The organism is Saccharothrix coeruleofusca (assembly GCF_017876325.1).
Lineage (GTDB): Bacteria > Actinomycetota > Actinomycetes > Mycobacteriales > Pseudonocardiaceae > Actinosynnema > Actinosynnema coeruleofuscum.
Genome location: NZ_JAGINV010000001.1, coordinates 7,206,998 through 7,223,138, shown reverse-complemented (window position 1 = coordinate 7,223,138; position 16,141 = coordinate 7,206,998). Strand labels below are relative to the sequence as shown.

Sequence of the window (16,141 nt, the reverse complement as noted above, 5' to 3'; positions counted from 1 at the left end):
CCGCGGGTCAGAGGAGGGTGAGCAGGAGGGCGAACCAGGCGGCCGGGACGCCTGCCATGACGCCGTAGGCGACCCAGCGCCAGACCGGGACGGTGCGCGCCAGCCACACCGACGGGGCGATGCCGCCCACCACCAGCACGTTGGCGAGCAGGGCCAGCCAGCCGCTGGTCTCCCCCAGCCCCACCGACAGCGTCACCACGGTGAAGGTGACCACCGCCGCGGTGAACGCGGCGACCGTCAGGCCGGTGCCCCACGGGGTCGGCTCGCCCGGCGGTGGGGCCTGGGCGGCGGCGGGTTCGGCAGCGGCTTCGGCGGGTTCGGCGGCTTCCGGGGCGGGCTCCGCCGGTTCCGGGTCGGCCGGGGCGGCCACGAGGAACCGCTCGCCGCTGACCGGGTCGGTGAACTCCACCGGGGCGCCCATCTCGGCGGCCAGCCTGCCCGCCAGCTGGCGGCCCCGCCGGGTGACCAGCGCGCCCGCCACGCCCTCGGCCGGGGGCTCGGTCCGCAGCACCGCCTCGGCGACCTCGGCCCACTCGTGCAGCGCCTCGGCCAGGCCCGCCGCCAGCGGCAGGCTGCGCGGGTCGACCTCCCGCTCCCCCGCGTCGTCGCGCCCCGCGAGCACCGCACGGCCGCCCTGGACCCGCAGTTCCACGAATAGCCTCCTTCTCGCCCCGGCAAGAACGTAGCGCGTTCAGAGCAGCGCGTAGAAGGCGACGGCCGCGGCGGTGGCGACGTTGAGCGAGTCCACGCCGGGCGACATCGGGATGCGCACGGCCAGGTCGGCGGCCTGGATGGCCTCCTCGGTCAGCCCCGGCCCCTCCGAGCCGAGCAGCACCGCCACGCGCTCGCCGCGCAGCCCCGCGTCGGCCAGGTTCGCCGCCCCCGCCCTCGGGGTCAGCGCGGCCACCCGGAAGCCCTCGTCGCGCAGCATCCCCAGGGTGCCCGGCCAGTTGGGGGCGGTGGCGAAGGGCACGCGCAGCACGTGCCCCATGGAGACGCGCACGCTGCGCCGGTAGAGCGGGTCGCTGCACCCCGGACCGAGGATCACGCCGTCCACGCCGAGCGCGGCGGCGTTGCGGAACAGCGCGCCCAGGTTCTCGTGGTCGCCGACGCCTTCGAGCACGGCCAGCCGTCGCGCGTGCCGCGCCAGCCGCTCGACCGGCGGCTGCGGCGCGCGGTCGGCGGCGGCGAGCACACCCCGGTTGAGGTGGAAGCCGACGACCTCGGCCATCACCTCGGCGGAGGTGACGTAGGCGGGCGCGGGCAGCTCGCCCAGCGCCTCCACCCGGCGGCGCACGCCCAGCAGCGAGCGGACCGGGTACGGCGAGGCGAGCAGGCGCTCCACCACGACCACGCCCTCGGCGATGACCAGGCCGCGCCCGCCCGGCCGGTCCGGGCGGCGGTCCGCGGTCGACAGGTCCCGGAAGTCGTCCAGCCTGGGGTCGGCCGGGTCGTCGATCTCGATCACCTGGGCCACCGGGGGAGTCTCCCACCGCAGGGGGTACCCCCGGTCCACGGGGCTGAACGGCGCACCGCCCACCAGGCATACGTTGCTCATTGTTACGCCTAAGTGACTGAGAGCACCGATTTGGGCGCTGACGGGCGGCTCCCCGCTGTGTCACGGTTGGCCTCCGCTGGGCCCGCCGGAACACCCGGACGAAGGGGAGGCGGCATGGGTAGGGACGTGTCCCGTCGAACGTTCACCAGGCAGGACCGCCAGCGCTACCGCGAGCGGGTCCGGCGGTGCCTCGACGCGCTGGGGACCATGCTGGCGCAGCGCCGCTTCTCCTTCCCCCGCAGGCAGATGGGCCTGGAGATCGAGCTGAACCTGGTCGACTCCGCCTGGCAGCCCGCGATGGTCAACGGGGTGGTGCTGGAGAAGATCGCCGACCCCTCGTTCACCCTGGAGCTGGGCCAGCACAACCTGGAGGTCAACGTCCCGCCCAGGGAGCTGGCGGGCGACGGCACCCTGGGCCTGGAGCGGGAGCTGCGGTCCCTGCTGGGCACCGCCGACGCCAAGGCGCACGACGCGGGCACCAGCCTGGTGATGATCGGCGTGCTGCCCACGCTGCGGCACGAGCACTTCGACCGGCGCTGGCTGTCGCACCACCAGCGCTACGCGCTGCTCAACGACCAGATCTTCGCCGCGAGGGGCGAGGAGACGGTGCTGTCCATCGACGGCGTGCCCATGCCGGGTCGGGGGCGCGAGGAGCTGCTCAGCTACGCCGAGTCGATCCTGCCCGAGGCGGCCTGCACGTCGGTGCAGCTGCACCTGCAGGTCGAGCCGGAGGACTTCGCGGCGCACTGGAACGCCGCGCAGTGCCTGGCCGGGGTGCAGGTCGCCATCGCGGCGAACTCGCCGTTCCTGCTCGGGCGGGCGCTGTGGCACGAGACCCGCATCCCGCTGTTCCAGCAGGCCACCGACACCCGGCCGGAGGAGCTGAAGAACCAGGGCGTGCGGCCGAGGGTGTGGTTCGGGGAGCGGTGGATCTCCTCGATCACCGAGCTGTTCGAGGAGAACGTGCGCTACTTCCCCGCGCTGCTGCCCGACACCGGCGAGGAGGACCCGGTCGAGGAGCTGGCGGCGGGGCGCACGCCGTCGCTGCTGGAGCTGCGGCTGCACAACGGGACCGTGTGGCGCTGGAACCGGCCGGTGTACGACGTGGCCGACGGCGTGCCGCACCTGCGGGTGGAGAACCGCGTGCTGCCCGCGGGTCCGACCGTGCTGGACACCGTGGCCAACGCGGCGTTCTTCTACGGCGCGCAGCGGGCCCTGGTGGAGATGGACAGTCCACTGTGGACCCGGATGAGCTTCCACGCCGCCGAGGAGAACCTGTACGCGGGCTCGCGGCACGGGATGCGCTCCCGGCTGTACTGGCCGGGGGCCGGTTGGGTGTCGCCGGACGAACTGGTGCTGCGCGAGCTGCTCCCGCTGGCGCACGAGGGGCTGCGCGCCTGCGGCGTGTCCGACGAGGCCCGCGAGCGCTACCTCGGCGTGATCGAGGCCCGCTGCCTGGCCCGGCGGACCGGTTCGACGTGGCAGCGGGAGACCGTGGCGCGGCTGGAGGAGCGCGGCGCGGACCGGGAGGCGGCGCTGGCCGGGATGCTGGCGCGCTACGTGGAGCTGATGAACACCGGGGAACCGGTGCACACCTGGGCCGTGGAATAACCGAATACCGCTCGTCTTTTTCGGTTTTCCGAACAGAGCGTCTTCACTCCGATTTTTGCGGTTGACCATAGGCGAGTCACCGGTTCGGTGGGGTGGCACGTTTGCCCCGACACGGGCCGACCACGTCTTTCTACCCATAGTGTTCACGGTGACCTGCGCGTGTCCGAAAAGACCCCGGATCGTGGAAGGAATAACGCTCGAAAGAGGAACTTCCGAGTCGCTCCGACCGATTACCCAAGCGATCCTTGAATTTTCGACGACCGGGCCCGGTCCCGGCGCGCTCCCGCAGACTGCCGAGAACCACCACGAAGCGGAGGAAGACCCCGTGCCCGACGACTTCAGTCGACGTGTCCTGATCAGCGTGGACGCCGAGGCGTACAGCGCCCGCAACGACCGACAGCAGCTCCACATGCAGCACGCGCTGCTGGACGTGCTGGAGGTGGCCGCCGCGCAGGCCGGTTTCGACCGCACCCGCTGGGACGTGCAGCACGCGGGCGACAGCGAGCTGGCCGTGCTGCCCGCCGACACCTCCGAGCGGCAGGTGGTCGACGACTTCACCGGCTCGCTGGCGCACGCCCTGGGCGCGCACAACGACGAGCACCCCGACGAGCCCCGGCTGCGCCTGCGGATGGCCGTGCACCAGGGGCTGGTCTGCCCCTCCGTCGCCGGGTACGCCGGGCAGGGCGTGGTCACCGTGTCCCGCATGGTGGACAGCCGTCCGGCCCGCCGGGCGCTGCTGGCCTGCCCCGCCGCCGACGTGGTGCTGGCGCTGTCGCCGTCGCTGTTCGTCGAGGTGGTCGGCCAGGGGCACACCCGGCTGTCCTGGTCGGACTTCCGCGAGGCGACCATCCGCAACAAGTCCTTCGTCGGCACGGCGTGGCTGCACGTGCCCGGCCACGACCTGGGCGGGCTCCCGCTGGACGACGAGCCGTCGGTGCTCCAACCCCGCGCCGGGAGCCCGGACGGCGACCGGTGGCACCCCTTGTCCCGATAGCCAGGTTAGGCTAACCTAAGCGCGTCGCTTCGTGGTGGGAGCGGCAGTCAGTTCGGGAACATGACGAGGCCCCGCACCGGTCGTACCGCCGGTCGGGGCCTCGTCTCGCGCCGAAAATCAGGTGCTCCCCCGGCGACGCGCTGCCACCATCGGTGCCGTGTCCGCGCTGACAGCCAGGAAGGTCACGCTGTCGTTCGGTCCCCGGACCGTGCTCTCGGAGGTCGATCTCGATGTTCCAGCAGGCGAACGCGTAGGTCTCATCGCGCCCAACGGGGTGGGCAAGTCCACCCTGCTGCGCGTGCTGGCCGGTGAGCTGACCCCGGACCAGGGCACGGTCATCGCCCGCGGCCCGGTCGCCCACCTGACCCAGGAGACCGCGGTGCGCCCCGGCGAGTCGCTGCGCGACCACCTCGCCCGCCGCACCGGCGTGGCGCGGGCCGAGGCGCGGTTCGAGCGGGCCGCGCGGGCGCTCGCGGACGGGGAGCCGGGCGCGGAGGACGACTACGCGGCGGCGTTCGACCAGTGGACCGCCGTGGGCGCCGCCGACTTCGCCGAGCGCGCCGACGCGGTGTGCCAGCGCCTCGGCCTGCCCGCCGACCTGCTCGACCGGCGCGGCGCGCGGGAGCTGTCCGGCGGCCAGTCGGCGCGGCTGCGGCTGGCGTCGGTGCTGCTGGTGCGGGCCGACGTGCTGCTGCTCGACGAGCCGACCAACGACCTCGACCTGGCGGGCCTGGAGCTGCTGGAGTCGCACGTGCTGGCCGGCCGGGCGGCGATGGTGCTGGTCAGCCACGACCGGGAGTTCCTGGCCAGGACCACCACGGCCATCGCCGAGCTGGACGAGTTCACCAAGGACGTGCGCGTCTTCGGCGGCGGCTGGGACGCCTACGTCACCGAGCGGGCGCTGGCCGAGCGGCGCGCGCAGGAGGAGTACGAGGCGTACGCGGCCAAGCGCGACGCGCTGACCCAGCGGGCGCGGCAGGCCCGCGACTGGTCGCGGGCGGGCGTGCGGCGCAACGCCAAGTCCGACGAGAGCGACAAGTTCATCCGGTTCTGGCACAAGGAGGGCGCGGAGAACCTGGGCGCGAAGGCCGCCGCCGCCGACCGGGCGCTGGGACGGCTGGAGGAGGTCGAGCAGCCGCGCGAGCCGTGGCAGCTGCGGCTGACCCTGCCCAGCGCGGGGCGCGGCAGCCGGATCGCGTTCACCCTGCGCGGGGCCGTGGTGCGGCGCGGCGACGTGGTGCTCGGCCCGGTCGACCTGACCATCGGCGCGGGCGAGCGGTGGCGCGTCACCGGGCCCAACGGGTCGGGCAAGTCCACCCTGCTCGGCGCGCTGCTGGGCAGGCTGCCGCTGGCGGCGGGCGAGCGCGACCAGGGGGCGGGGGTCGTGGTCGGCGAGGTCGACCAGGTGCGGGCCTCGTTCACCACCGACACGCCCGCGCTGGAGGTGGTCGCCGAGGCCACCGGCCTGTCCGCCGTGGCGGCGCGCACCCTGCTGGCGAAGTTCCGGGTCGGCGCGGACGCGGTGCTGCGGCCCGCCCGCACGCTCTCGCCCGGCGAGCGCACCAGGGCGGCGCTGGCCGTGCTCCAGGCCAGGGGCACCACGTGCCTGGTGCTGGACGAGCCGACCAACCACCTCGACCTGGCCGCGATCGAGCAGCTGGAGCAGGCGCTCGGGTCCTACACCGGGACGCTGCTGCTGGTGACCCACGACCGCAGGCTGGCCGAAGCGGTGGGGGTGGAGCACACCCTGGACGTGCGAACCCTGGCAAGATAGGCGCATGGGCACCGAGGAGGACTGGCCGGTCGAGCAGACGTGGTCGCTGCGCAACACGCACTGGCACGCCTACGTGGAGCACACCTCGCTGGACCACGCCTCGCCGCGCTCGGAGCGCCTGGAGCGCACCCCCGAGGAGGTGCTGACCACCCCGGCCGAGGTCGCGGCGTGGCTGGAGGTCAACCTCCGCAGCGCCACCAAGCCGGAGGAGGTCGGGAAGAAGCGGACCAAGGACGACCGCGACTTCTCCGACTCCAACCGGGTGCACACGTCCCTGGCCTCGCGCGGCGAGTCGATCTACACCGGGGTGAAGGGGATGCTGACCCTGGCCGTGGAAGCGGTGACGCCGGACGAGTGCCGCAGCTCCCACGACGGCGCCGACGTGGCCCCGCTCAAGGCGGGCAGGCGACGTTAGCCCCGCGCGAACCGAGCGTTCGCGCAGCACGGGTAGTAGTCAGCGGCCCTCGCGAGCGCGTCGGGTAGTACTTGCCGACGCGCTGGGGAGGCGGGCCAGCACCGCGCCGCCGACCAGGGCCGCCACCACCGACACCACGCCGCCGAACACCAGCGGCGCCCGCGCGGTGAAGTGCTCGGCCAGCCAGCCCATCACCGGCCCGCCCACCGGGTTCCCGCCCAGGAACACCAGCATGTACAGCCCCATCACGCGCCCCCGCATGGCGGGCGCGACGGCCAGCTGCACGGTGGCGTTCGCGGTGGTGGTGAAGGTCATCATGGCGATCCCCAGCGGGATCAGCGACAGCCCGACCACCCACAGGCTCGGCATCAGCCCGGACACCACCTCCAGCACGCCGAACACCAGCGCGCCGCCGATCAGCAGCCGGGGCCGCGGCTTCCCCCTGGCGCTGCGCCGGGCGGCCAGCGTGGCCCCGGCCAGGGTGCCCACCGCCAGCATGGTCGACAGCAGGCCGTAGGCGTCGGCGTCGCCGCCGAAGGTGTTGCGGGCCAGCACCGCCAGGGTGACGTAGAAGTTCAGCCCGAACGTGCTGATGAAGAACACCAGGCACAGCAGCACGACCAGGTCGACGCGCTTGCGCACGTAGCGCAGGCCCTCCCGCAGCTGCCCCTTGCGCCTGGGCACGGGCTCGCCGCGGTGCAGCGCGCCGACGTCCATCAGCAGCAGCCCGGCCAGCACGCCGAGGAACGACACGGCGTTGACCAGGAACACCCAGCCGGTGCCCACCACGGTGATCATCACGCCCGCGACCGCCGGGCCGACCATGCGGGCCAGGTTGAACGTCATGGAGTTCAGCGCCACGGCGTTGGTGAGCTGGTCGCGGCCCACCATCTCGACCACGAACGACTGGCGCACCGGGGTCTCCACCGCGGAGACCCCGCCCAGCAGCAGGCACAGCAGGTAGACGTGCCACAGCTGGACCACGCCGGTCACGTCGAGCAGGCCCAGCGCCAGCGCGCACAGGCCCAGGCCGGTCTCCAGGACCAGCAGCAGCCTGCGCTTGTCCAGCCGGTCGGCGAGCACGCCCGCCCACAGCGACAGCAGCAGGGTCGGCGCGAACTGCAGCGCCGCGGCGACGCCCAGGGCGACCGGGCTGCCGTCGGACAGCTCCAGCACCAGCCAGTCCTGGGCGACGCGCTGCATCCACAGCCCGACCAGGGAGACGACCTGGCCGCCCGCGTAGAGCCGGTAGTTGCGGACCTTCAGCGAGGCGAACGTGCCGGTGCGCCGCGGCGGGGGTGGCGCTGTCCGCGGATCGTTCCGATCGCTTCCGGCACCACCCTCGTACGCAGGCACTTCGTTACTGCCCCGCCATCCTGTCGATGATCTCGGCGGCGCGCGAGAGCACGCCGCGCTCCTCCGGTGTCAGCTCGGCCAGCCGCTTGTCCAGCCACGCCTCCCTGGCCGAGACCTCTTCGTTGATGTAGTTCAAGCCCGCTTCGCTGAGCTCCACGATGGCCTGGCGGCCGTCGGTGGGGTGCGGTCGGCGGGTGGCGAACCCGTACTCCTCCAGCGCCGCGATGACCCTGGTCATCGAGGGCGGCTGGACGCCTTCCTTGGCGGCCAGCTCGCCGGGGGTCAGCGGGCCGCACTTGTGCAGCGTGGACAACGCGGACACCTGGGTCAGCGAGATCGTCGAGTTGACCCGCTGCGCGCGCAGCCTGCGGTTGAGCCGGACCACGGCCAACCTCAGCCTGCCTGCCAGTCCGGGGTCCGCGTCGCTGTCCGCCATGTAGTTAGCATACCTCACGATTTCCGGGTCCGCCGGGGGAAATCCCGTCACGCCCCGAGCAGCGCCTGGATCGGCCCGATGGCGAAGTAGACGACGAACGCGCCCGCCACCACCCACATCAGCGGGTGCACGCTGCGCGCCCGCCCGGTCAGCGCCCGCAGCAGCACGTAGCTGACGAAGCCCGCGCCGATGCCGTTGGCGATCGAGTAGGTGAACGGCATGACCACGATGGTCAGGAACGCGGGCAGCCCCACCGAGAAGTCGGCGAAGTCGATCTCCTTGATCTGCACGACCATCAGCGCGCCGACGATGACCAGCGCGGGCGCCGCCGCCTCCACCGGGATCACCGAGTACAGCGGGGTGAAGAACATGGCCGCCAGGAACAGCAGACCGGTGACCACGTTGGCCAGGCCGGTCCGCGCGCCCTCCGCGATCCCCGCCGCCGACTCGATGAACACCGTGTTCGACGACGAGGACCCGACACCGCCCGCGACCGCGCCCACGCCGTCGACGAACAGCGCCCTGCTCACCCCCGGCAGCTGCCCGTCCCGGCCGATCAGGCCCGCCTCCTTGCCCAGGCCGGTCATCGTGCCCACGGTGTCGAAGAAGTCGGTCAGCACCAGGGTGAACACCAGCAGCGCGGCGGTCAGCGCGGGCACCCGCGTCCACGCGCCGAAGGAGACCTCGCCCAGCAGCGACAGGTCCGGCAGCCCGAACACCTGCTCCGGCAGCGCCGGGTAGCCCAGGTTCCAGCCCTTGGGGTTGGTGCCCTGCGACGGACCCGCCTTGACCAGGGCCTCCAGGACGATCGACAGCACCGCGGCGGACAGCACGCCGATCAGGATCGCCCCGCGCACCCGCCGGGCCACCAGGATGCCGGTCAGCACCAAGCCGACCACGAACACGAACGTCGGCCACGACGCGATGGAGCCGCCGATGCCCAACCCGACCGGCACGGTGGTGCCCGCCTCGTCCGGCACGCGCCGCACGAACCCGGCGTCGACCAGGCCGATGAAGCAGATGAACAGGCCGATGCCGACCGCGATGGCCGCCTTCAGCTCGGCGGGCACCGCGTTGAACACGGCCGTGCGCACCCCGGTGACCACCAGCAGCAGCACCACCAGGCCGTTGACCACCACCAGGCCCATCGCCTCGGGCCAGGTCATCTGCGGCGCCAGGGTGACCGCCAGGAACGAGTTGATGCCCAACCCGGTGGCCAGCGCGAACGGGTAGTTGGCGACCAGTCCGAACAGGATGGTCAGCACGCCCGCGACCAGCGCGGTCACCGCGGCGACCTGCGGCACCGGCAGGATGTCGCCCAGCACGTCCTTCTTCGCGCCCGCGTCGTCGGCGGCGAAGCTGCCCAGGATCAGCGGGTTGAGCACCACGATGTAGGCCATGGTCACGAACGTGACCAGGCCGCCGCGCACCTCGCGGCCCAGCGTGGAGCCGCGTTCGGAGATCTTGAAGAAGCGGTCGAGGCCGGCGGAGGTGGCCATCACGTCTCCCTTGTCCAGTGACCGGTGCGGGCAAGAGCGTGCCGCACCGGTGTTTCGGGGAGGTAGCCTGCCTGACGTGGCCGAACAGTCGCTGACGCCCCCACCCGCACCCCCGCCCCCGCCGCTGCCGCCGCGCCTGCTCGACCCGGTGCCGGTGATCGTGGCCGGGACGGGGCTGTGGTTCCTCGCCTTCCTGGGGGTGCTGCTGTTCGCGCGGGACAACACCACCCTGCTGTGGACGTGCCTGTGCGGCGGGCTGCTCGGGCTGATCGGCTACGGCGTGTTCAGCTGGCAGCGCGCCGCGTCCCGGCGCGGCTCCCGCACCGCCCAGCGGGGGCTCGACCGGTCCTGAGTGGCCGGTCCTCGGGTGGCCGGTCCTCGGGTGGCCGGTCCTCGGGTGGCCGGTCCTCTCGCGACGGTCAGGCCAGCAGGACCGTCGGCGTCGGGTCGGCGATGAGCGCGGCGAAGGTGTGCCGGTCGGCCCACCGACCGGTGGTCCAGGCCAGGGCGCGGGCCAGTCCCTCCGGGGTGTCCGCGGCGTGCAGCTCGTCGCCGTCGACCCACCACGACACCTCGTGCCGCGCGCCCTCGGCGTCCACCAGCAGCACGTCGTGCACCACCAGCGAACCGGCGGGCAGCTCGACGCCGAGCAGGCCGCAGGCCAGCCGCACCGCGCCCAGCTCGGCCCACACCACCTCGTCCCCGGCGCTGGCCACGGTCCCGCCGACCTCCTCCGAGGCCAGCGGCAGCGCCAGCAGCTCGGCCAGCGCGGACGCCGCGCCGTCGGCGGCCAGCACCTGCTCCGGCGGCAGCACCCCCAGCAGCCACGGCAGGTCGGGCACCACCACGTCGTCGGCGGGCACCGCGGCCCCGGTCAGCACGCGCACCCGCTCCGGCGGCTCCACTCCGACCGACTCGGCGACCTCCGCCAGCGCGGCGTGCACCCGCAGCACCAGCGCGTCGGACAGCTCGCGCTGCGGGTCGCCCAGCCGGGCCACCAGGTCGGCCACGTCGTCCTCGTCCAGCACCGCCAGCCCGGTCCGCACCCCCGCCGCCGCCAGCACGTGCGAGGGCAGCCCCACGTCGGGCACCACGTCGTACAGGCCGTCCACCGAGTCGGCCTCGGGCAGCCGCCACGAGCCCAGCGGCTTGCCCTCCAGCAGCGCGTAGCGGGCCAGCCACCACCCGGTGTAGCCGTCGGGCTCGACCACCGCCCGCCACACCTCGGGCGAGGCCGACATCATCCGCAGCGCCTGGGGCCACTTGTCCCGCGCCACCAGGTCCAGGTCGCGGATGCCCAGCACGCGGGAGGGCGGCACCTCGGCGGCGTCCCACCAGTAGCCCTCGTCGGCCAGGTCGTGGTCGGGCTCGGTCGGCGAGTCATCCTCGACCACGGTGAACCCGTCGAGCACGCCGACGGCCACCAGCACCTCGCGCGGCCACTCGGCGGCCAGCTCCGCCGACAGCACGCCCACCGGGGCGTCGGCCTCCAGCACCTCGCGCAGCGGCGAGTCCGGCAGCACCAGCTCGTCGGCCCGCCGCCACTGGCCATCGGCGTCGGGCAGCGCCAGCTCGCCCAGCCACGGCCGCCCGCCCGCGCGGGACACCAGCCGCAGCACGGCCCGCGCCAGCTCGGGGTCGGGCTCGTCCGCGCTGTGCCGCACGGCCTCGCGGACCGCGTCGGAGTCCAGCACCTCGGCCGCGCCCGCCTCCACCGCGCCCAGCCGCAGCAGCAGCGGGTGGGCCGCGTCCGGGTGCGCCACCCGCAGGCCGGGGAAGTCGACCGGCTCGTCGGTCAGCAGCACGCCGCGCGGGCTGCTCACCAGCCGCCCGTCCGCCAGCGGCACCGGCAGGCTGCCCATCTCCTCGCGCGCCGAGGAGTCCACGTCCGCGATCGGCTCCAGGGCCGCGTAGACCTGCCGCCACCACTCCGGGTCGCCGCCGACGCCCGCCAGCGCGGCGACCACTTCGGACACCGGCAGCCGGGGAACCCCCAGCGCCGCCAACGCCTTCGCGTGCGCGGGCAGCGTCAGCTCGGCGTCGAGCAGGCCGGGGACGACGTCCTCCAGCAGCTCGACCAGCTCCTCCGACGGCGCGTCCAGGACCTTCGCGCGCTCCGGGGCGCCCCACTCGCCGTCGGCCAGCGGCAGCCACTCGGCGACCCGGAGCGCCGACAGCACGCCCTCGCGCAGCCGACCGTCCACTTCGGACAGCGGGAAACCGGGCAGCGGCACCAGGGACGTGCGCTCCACCGCGGGCAGCGCGGCCACCAGCTCCGGGTAGGCCGCGGCGGCCCGCTCCAGCACGAACTGCGCCGCCGCGCCGACCAGCACGCGCCGCCGGGACGGCTCCACCGGCAGCGTCGCGATCAGCCTCGCGGGCAGGGACAGCTTCTCGTCGGTGGGCGTCGGCGCGTGCAGCACGTCACCGGTCAGCGGCTCGTCCATCGGCCACGCCCAGCACACCGTCCACACCGGACGCGACTCGACGCCCTGCACCAGGTGCTCGGGCAGCTCGCCGCCGACGCGGTGCACCCGCCAGCGCCGTTCGCCCGCGGGCCCGGTCAGCACCACGACACCGGCGGACTCCGCGCGCTCCCACGCCAGGTCGCCGACCTCCACGCGGCGCAGCCCCGGCAGCGCCAGCAGCAGGTCCGGCGCCTGCTCGGCGAACTCGGCCAGCAGCGCCGCCGCGTCCACGCCCGCCTTCAGCGGCAGCCGCACCTCGGTGTCGAACCCGTCGGGCAGGTCGGCCTCGTCGGTCGGCCACACCAGCCGCAGCACCGGCACGTCGCCGCCGCGCTGCTCGGCCAGCTCCGGCACCTCCTGCCTGGTGCGCCGCGCGGAGAACAGCACGCCGCCGGACCGCGACACCACGCGCGGCTCCTCGGTCACCGCCAGCACCGCGGCGAACCCGACGCCGAACTGCCCCACGGTGTCGGCCGACTTGGCCGACGCGCGCAGCGACGCCAGCGCCGCCACGCCCGCCGCGTCCAGCGGAGCCCCGGTGTTGGCCGCCCGCAGCTCGCCGCCCACCGCCGTCAGCCGCAGCACGCCGGGCTCGTCACCGGCCGCGTCGGCGGCGTTCTGCGCCAGCTCGACCAGCAGCCGGTCGCGGTAGCCGCCCAGCCGCAGGTCCTCCTCGGCGTTGGCGTCCTCGCGGAACCGGGTCGGCGAGCCGCGCCACGCGGCCAGCACCGACTCGCGCAGCGCCTCGGTGCCGAACGGGTCCCGGCTCACCGCGCGGTCTCGTCCACCGGCGCACCGGCGTCGGCGGCGGGGCCGGGCTCGGCCCCGGTGGGCTCGACCTCCAGCTCCGCGTCGTCGTAGACCACGTCGGCCACCGGCACCATCGGGCCGCCCTCGACCTCGACCTCGGAGTGCGCGCCGCAGCCGTACTCCACGTGCACCACGTGCCCGTCGGCGGGCGTCAGCTCGTTCGCGCACACCCCGAAGGCGGCGCCGAGCGAACCGGCGAGGCGGGTGTAGAAGCCGCACGTGCCGCAGTGCGCGGGGGCGCTGCGCGCCATGTCGCTGCGCGGGCCGAAGTCGCCGCCCTGCCAGCGCTGGGCCGCGTCGAGCACGCCCTCGCGGGAGAGCACCCGCACCCGGCCGAGGCCGACCTCCAGCGCGACCTCCTCCACCGCCGGGTCGTCCGAGGCGACGTAGCCGGGCACCAGCCGGGGGTCGTCCTCCTTCGGCGGCAGCAGGTCGCCCACGCCCAGGTCGCCCGCGCGGACCCGCTCGTTCCACGGCACCCACTGCGGCGCGACCAGCGCGTCCTGGCCGGGCAGCAGCACGACCTCGCTGATCGACAGCGGCGTGCCGGGGCCGGCGTGCGCGATGGTCACGGCCCAGTTCCAGCCGCGGTAGCCCGCGTGCTCGGCCTCGAACAGGTGGGTCGCGGACACCTCGTCCTCGGCGAGCACGCCGACGTGCGCGCCCACCCGTTCCGCACCGGCTTCCTCCTGCGCGGCGGCGCGGGCGAACCGGACGGCCGCTTGGTCGGCGAGCACGGGCTGGGGCTGCTGAGTCGGCGTGGCGGTCACGTCCTGATTGTGCCGCACGTCTTCGCAGGGCCGCGCACACGTGCCACCCTTTCGGACGTGCGGTGGCTCCCGGTGGCAGTGGCGTTCGCAGCGGTCGCGTCGGCTTGCGCGGCCGAACCCGCCCCCTCACCACCCCCGTCCAGCACCGCTCCCACCACCGCGCGGGCCGAGGTGCTGGGCACCATCCCGCACGACCCGGAGGCGTTCACCCAGGGCCTCGAACTGGCCGACGGCGCGCTGTACGAGGGCACCGGCCTGGAGGGGCGCTCGTCGCTGCGCAGGCTCGACCCGACCACCGGCGAGGTGGCCCAGCGCGTCGAGCTGCCCGCCCCGCTGTTCGGCGAGGGCATCACCGTGGTCGACGACCGCATCTGGCAGCTGACCTGGCGCGACGGCGTGGCCATCGAGCGCGACCGGGCCAGCCTGCGGGAACTGCGCCGGGTCCGCTACGACGGCGAGGGCTGGGGGCTGTGCCTGGACGGCGGGCGGCTGGTCATGAGCGACGGCACCGACGAGCTGACCTTCCGCGACCCGGTGACCTTCGCCGAGACCGGCGCGGTGCGGGTCACCCGCGACGGCAGGCCGCTGGACCGGCTCAACGAGCTGGAGTGCGTCGACGGGCAGGTCTGGGCCAACGTGTGGCAGAGCGAGGAGGTGGTGCGCGTCGACCCGGCGTCCGGCCGCGTGCTCACCACCGCCGACCTCGGCCCGCTGCGCCCGCCGGGCGTGCCGCCCACCGACGTGCTCAACGGCATCGCCGCCGTCCCCGGCACCGACGAGTTCCTGGTGACCGGCAAGAACTGGCCGACGATCTTCCGGATTCGGTTCACCACGGGGTGAGCGCGCCCACGAGCGCCGATGCGGCGGACAGGCCGTCCCCGGTGAGGCAGGATTGACGCCGTGACGCGACGTCCCGAGGACCAGCCCGGCCGGGCAGGCCGGGGCACGCCGCCACCCCGCCGGTACCCGTGGGAGGACGACGAGTACCGCCCCCGCCCCCGCGACACCCGCCCCTACCCCACGCCGGGCAGGCCCCCCGAGCCCGAACCGCGTCCCCAACCCCGCGCTCAGCCCCGCGCCAGGGCCCGCCTCCAGGGCGCGCCCCCACCGCCGAAGAAGCTGACCGTGACGCGCGTCGCGCTCTACCGGACGCGGCAGCTCACCACGCGGGGCGTGGCCGCGTTCCGCCGCGCCGCGCACGCCGACGGCGCCAAGCAGTCCGGGCTGTCGTCGCTGACCTACGCGGTGATGCTGAACTACGCCGCCGACGCGGCTATGGCCGTGGCGCTGGCCAACACCCTGTTCTTCTCCGCCGCCACCGGCGAGAGCCGCGGCCGGGTCGCCCTCTACCTGCTGATCACGGTGGCCCCGTTCGCGCTGGTGGCCCCGGTGATCGGGCCCGCGCTGGACCGCGTCCAGCACGGCAGGCGGGTGGCGCTGGCCGCCTCGTGCGCGCTGCGCGTGCTGCTGTCGATCGTCATGGCGCTGAACTTCGACAACTGGGGCCTGTACCCGGCGGCGCTGGGCAGCATGGTGCTGTCCAAGTCGTTCACCGTGCTCAAGGCGGCGATCACGCCCCGCGTGGTGCCGCCGGAGATCACGCTGTCCAAGACCAACGCCAGGATGACCGTGTTCGGCCTGGCGGCGGGCGGCGTGTTCGGCCTGGTCGCGGCCGGTTTCGCGAACCTGTTCGGCTCGCCGGGCGCGCTGTGGTTCACCGCCGTGCTGTCCCTGGCCAACGCCTGGTTCTGCCTGCGCATCCCGGCCTGGGTGGAGGTCACCGAGGGCGAGGTGCCCACCTCACTGCGGGCCCGGCCGCGCAAGCCCCGCCAGGCGCTGGGCCGCTCGGTCGTCGTGGCGCTGTGGGGCAACGGCGCCATCCGGATGCTCACCGGCTTCCTGACGCTGTTCGCCGCGTTCGTGGTGCGCGCCCAGACCGAGGGCGAGGCGCTGCTGCAGCTGCTGCTGCTCGGCGTGATCGCGGGCGCGGCGGGCGTGGGCAGCTTCCTGGGCAACGCGGTGGGCGCGCGGCTGCACTTCGGCTCGCCCGACCAGGTGGTGATCGGCTGCCTGGTGGGCGCGCTGGCGACCACCGTGGTGGCCGCCGTGCTGCCCGGTCTGATCACCGCCGCGGCGGTCGGCCTGATCGGCGCGACGGCCAGCTCGCTGGCCAAGATCAGCCTCGACGCGGTGATCCAGGACGACCTGCCCGAGGAGTCCCGCGCGTCGGCGTTCGGCCGCTCGGAGACCATCCTGCAGCTGGGCTGGGTGTTCGGCGGCGCGCTGGGCGTGCTGCTGCCCACCGAGTACTGGGTGGGCTTCACCGTGCTGTCGGCGCTGCTGGCGCTGGGCCTGGCCCAGACCATCGCCACCCGCCGCGGCGGGTCGCTGGTCCCCGGCCTCGGCGGCGACCGCCCGCTCAAGCCCACCCCGGTCACCCCGTAGGGTGC

The 16,141-nt window shown here is 74.4% G+C and carries 14 protein-coding genes; 7 read left to right on the top strand and 7 right to left on the bottom strand.

Annotated elements, in window-relative coordinates; all coding sequences use genetic code 11:
- Positions 1 to 7: 7 nt before the first annotated feature.
- Together JOF41_RS33520 and JOF41_RS33515 are read right to left on the bottom strand one after the other, a co-directional pair.
- Positions 8 to 652, bottom strand: a complete 645-nt coding sequence (locus JOF41_RS33520) for a DUF2537 domain-containing protein (RefSeq protein ID WP_209623733.1) — start codon at positions 650 to 652, stop codon at positions 8 to 10.
- A gap of 39 nt (positions 653 to 691) precedes the next feature.
- Positions 692 to 1,477 carry a TrmH family RNA methyltransferase gene (locus tag JOF41_RS33515; protein ID WP_209624613.1) on the bottom strand — a complete coding sequence of 262 codons (786 nt, stop codon included), beginning with the start codon at positions 1,475 to 1,477 and terminating at the stop codon, positions 692 to 694.
- A 195-nt stretch (positions 1,478 to 1,672) separates the two neighbouring features.
- Here JOF41_RS33515 and JOF41_RS33510 point away from each other — a divergent pair, with 195 nt between their 5' ends.
- The 4 genes from JOF41_RS33510 to JOF41_RS33495 all read left to right on the top strand — a co-directional run bounded on the left by JOF41_RS33510 (position 1,673) and on the right by JOF41_RS33495 (position 6,352).
- Entirely contained in the window at positions 1,673 to 3,169 is a 1,497-nt protein-coding gene (locus JOF41_RS33510) for a glutamate-cysteine ligase family protein (protein ID WP_209623732.1), read from the top strand.
- Positions 3,170 to 3,494: 325 nt separating this feature from the next.
- A complete protein-coding gene (locus JOF41_RS33505; protein ID WP_189221098.1) occupies positions 3,495 to 4,163 on the top strand; it encodes a hypothetical protein in 669 nt (222 codons plus the stop codon).
- A gap of 187 nt (positions 4,164 to 4,350) precedes the next feature.
- Positions 4,351 to 5,937 (top strand): ABC-F family ATP-binding cassette domain-containing protein, encoded by a 1,587-nt coding sequence (locus tag JOF41_RS33500; RefSeq protein WP_443705770.1) that lies wholly within the window; start codon positions 4,351 to 4,353, stop codon positions 5,935 to 5,937.
- A 4-nt stretch (positions 5,938 to 5,941) separates the two neighbouring features.
- On the top strand, positions 5,942 to 6,352 hold the full coding sequence (locus JOF41_RS33495) for a hypothetical protein (RefSeq protein ID WP_189221100.1): 411 nt from the start codon (positions 5,942 to 5,944) through the stop codon (positions 6,350 to 6,352).
- A 39-nt stretch (positions 6,353 to 6,391) separates the two neighbouring features.
- Here JOF41_RS33495 and JOF41_RS33490 read toward each other — a convergent pair whose 3' ends face one another.
- Genes JOF41_RS33490 through JOF41_RS33480 form a run of 3 tightly spaced genes read right to left on the bottom strand, consistent with a single transcriptional unit; the run spans position 6,392 to position 9,643 of the window.
- Complete coding sequence (locus JOF41_RS33490) at positions 6,392 to 7,708, bottom strand: MFS transporter (protein WP_209623731.1); 1,317 nt, start codon at positions 7,706 to 7,708, stop codon at positions 6,392 to 6,394.
- Between the two features lie 4 nt (positions 7,709 to 7,712).
- Positions 7,713 to 8,144, bottom strand: a complete 432-nt coding sequence (locus tag JOF41_RS33485) for a MarR family winged helix-turn-helix transcriptional regulator (RefSeq protein ID WP_189221102.1) — start codon at positions 8,142 to 8,144, stop codon at positions 7,713 to 7,715.
- A 47-nt stretch (positions 8,145 to 8,191) separates the two neighbouring features.
- Positions 8,192 to 9,643: an NCS2 family permease gene (locus tag JOF41_RS33480; RefSeq protein WP_189221103.1), complete on the bottom strand. Its 1,452-nt coding sequence runs from the start codon at positions 9,641 to 9,643 to the stop codon at positions 8,192 to 8,194.
- Positions 9,644 to 9,719: 76 nt separating this feature from the next.
- Between JOF41_RS33480 and JOF41_RS37535 the strand changes: the two genes are divergently transcribed.
- Positions 9,720 to 9,995, top strand: a complete 276-nt coding sequence (locus JOF41_RS37535) for a DUF2530 domain-containing protein (protein ID WP_229794861.1) — start codon at positions 9,720 to 9,722, stop codon at positions 9,993 to 9,995.
- 67 nt (positions 9,996 to 10,062) lie between these two features.
- Here JOF41_RS37535 and JOF41_RS33470 read toward each other — a convergent pair whose 3' ends face one another.
- Together JOF41_RS33470 and JOF41_RS33465 are read right to left on the bottom strand one after the other, a co-directional pair.
- Positions 10,063 to 12,882 (bottom strand): sacsin N-terminal ATP-binding-like domain-containing protein, encoded by a 2,820-nt coding sequence (locus JOF41_RS33470; RefSeq protein WP_209623730.1) that lies wholly within the window; start codon positions 12,880 to 12,882, stop codon positions 10,063 to 10,065.
- The gene (locus tag JOF41_RS33465) at positions 12,879 to 13,691 is read right to left on the bottom strand and encodes a DUF3027 domain-containing protein (RefSeq protein ID WP_229794862.1); all 813 of its coding nucleotides are present in this window, start codon (positions 13,689 to 13,691) and stop codon (positions 12,879 to 12,881) included. Before JOF41_RS33465 ends, JOF41_RS33470 begins: the two co-directional genes overlap by 4 nt.
- 78 nt (positions 13,692 to 13,769) lie before the next feature.
- Here JOF41_RS33465 and JOF41_RS33460 point away from each other — a divergent pair, with 78 nt between their 5' ends.
- Positions 13,770 to 14,531, top strand: coding sequence for a glutaminyl-peptide cyclotransferase (locus JOF41_RS33460; RefSeq protein ID WP_209624612.1), 762 nt, complete (start codon positions 13,770 to 13,772; stop codon positions 14,529 to 14,531).
- A gap of 60 nt (positions 14,532 to 14,591) precedes the next feature.
- Positions 14,592 to 16,136: an MFS transporter gene (locus tag JOF41_RS33455; RefSeq protein ID WP_189221108.1), complete on the top strand. Its 1,545-nt coding sequence runs from the start codon at positions 14,592 to 14,594 to the stop codon at positions 16,134 to 16,136.
- Positions 16,137 to 16,141: the final 5 nt, after the last annotated feature.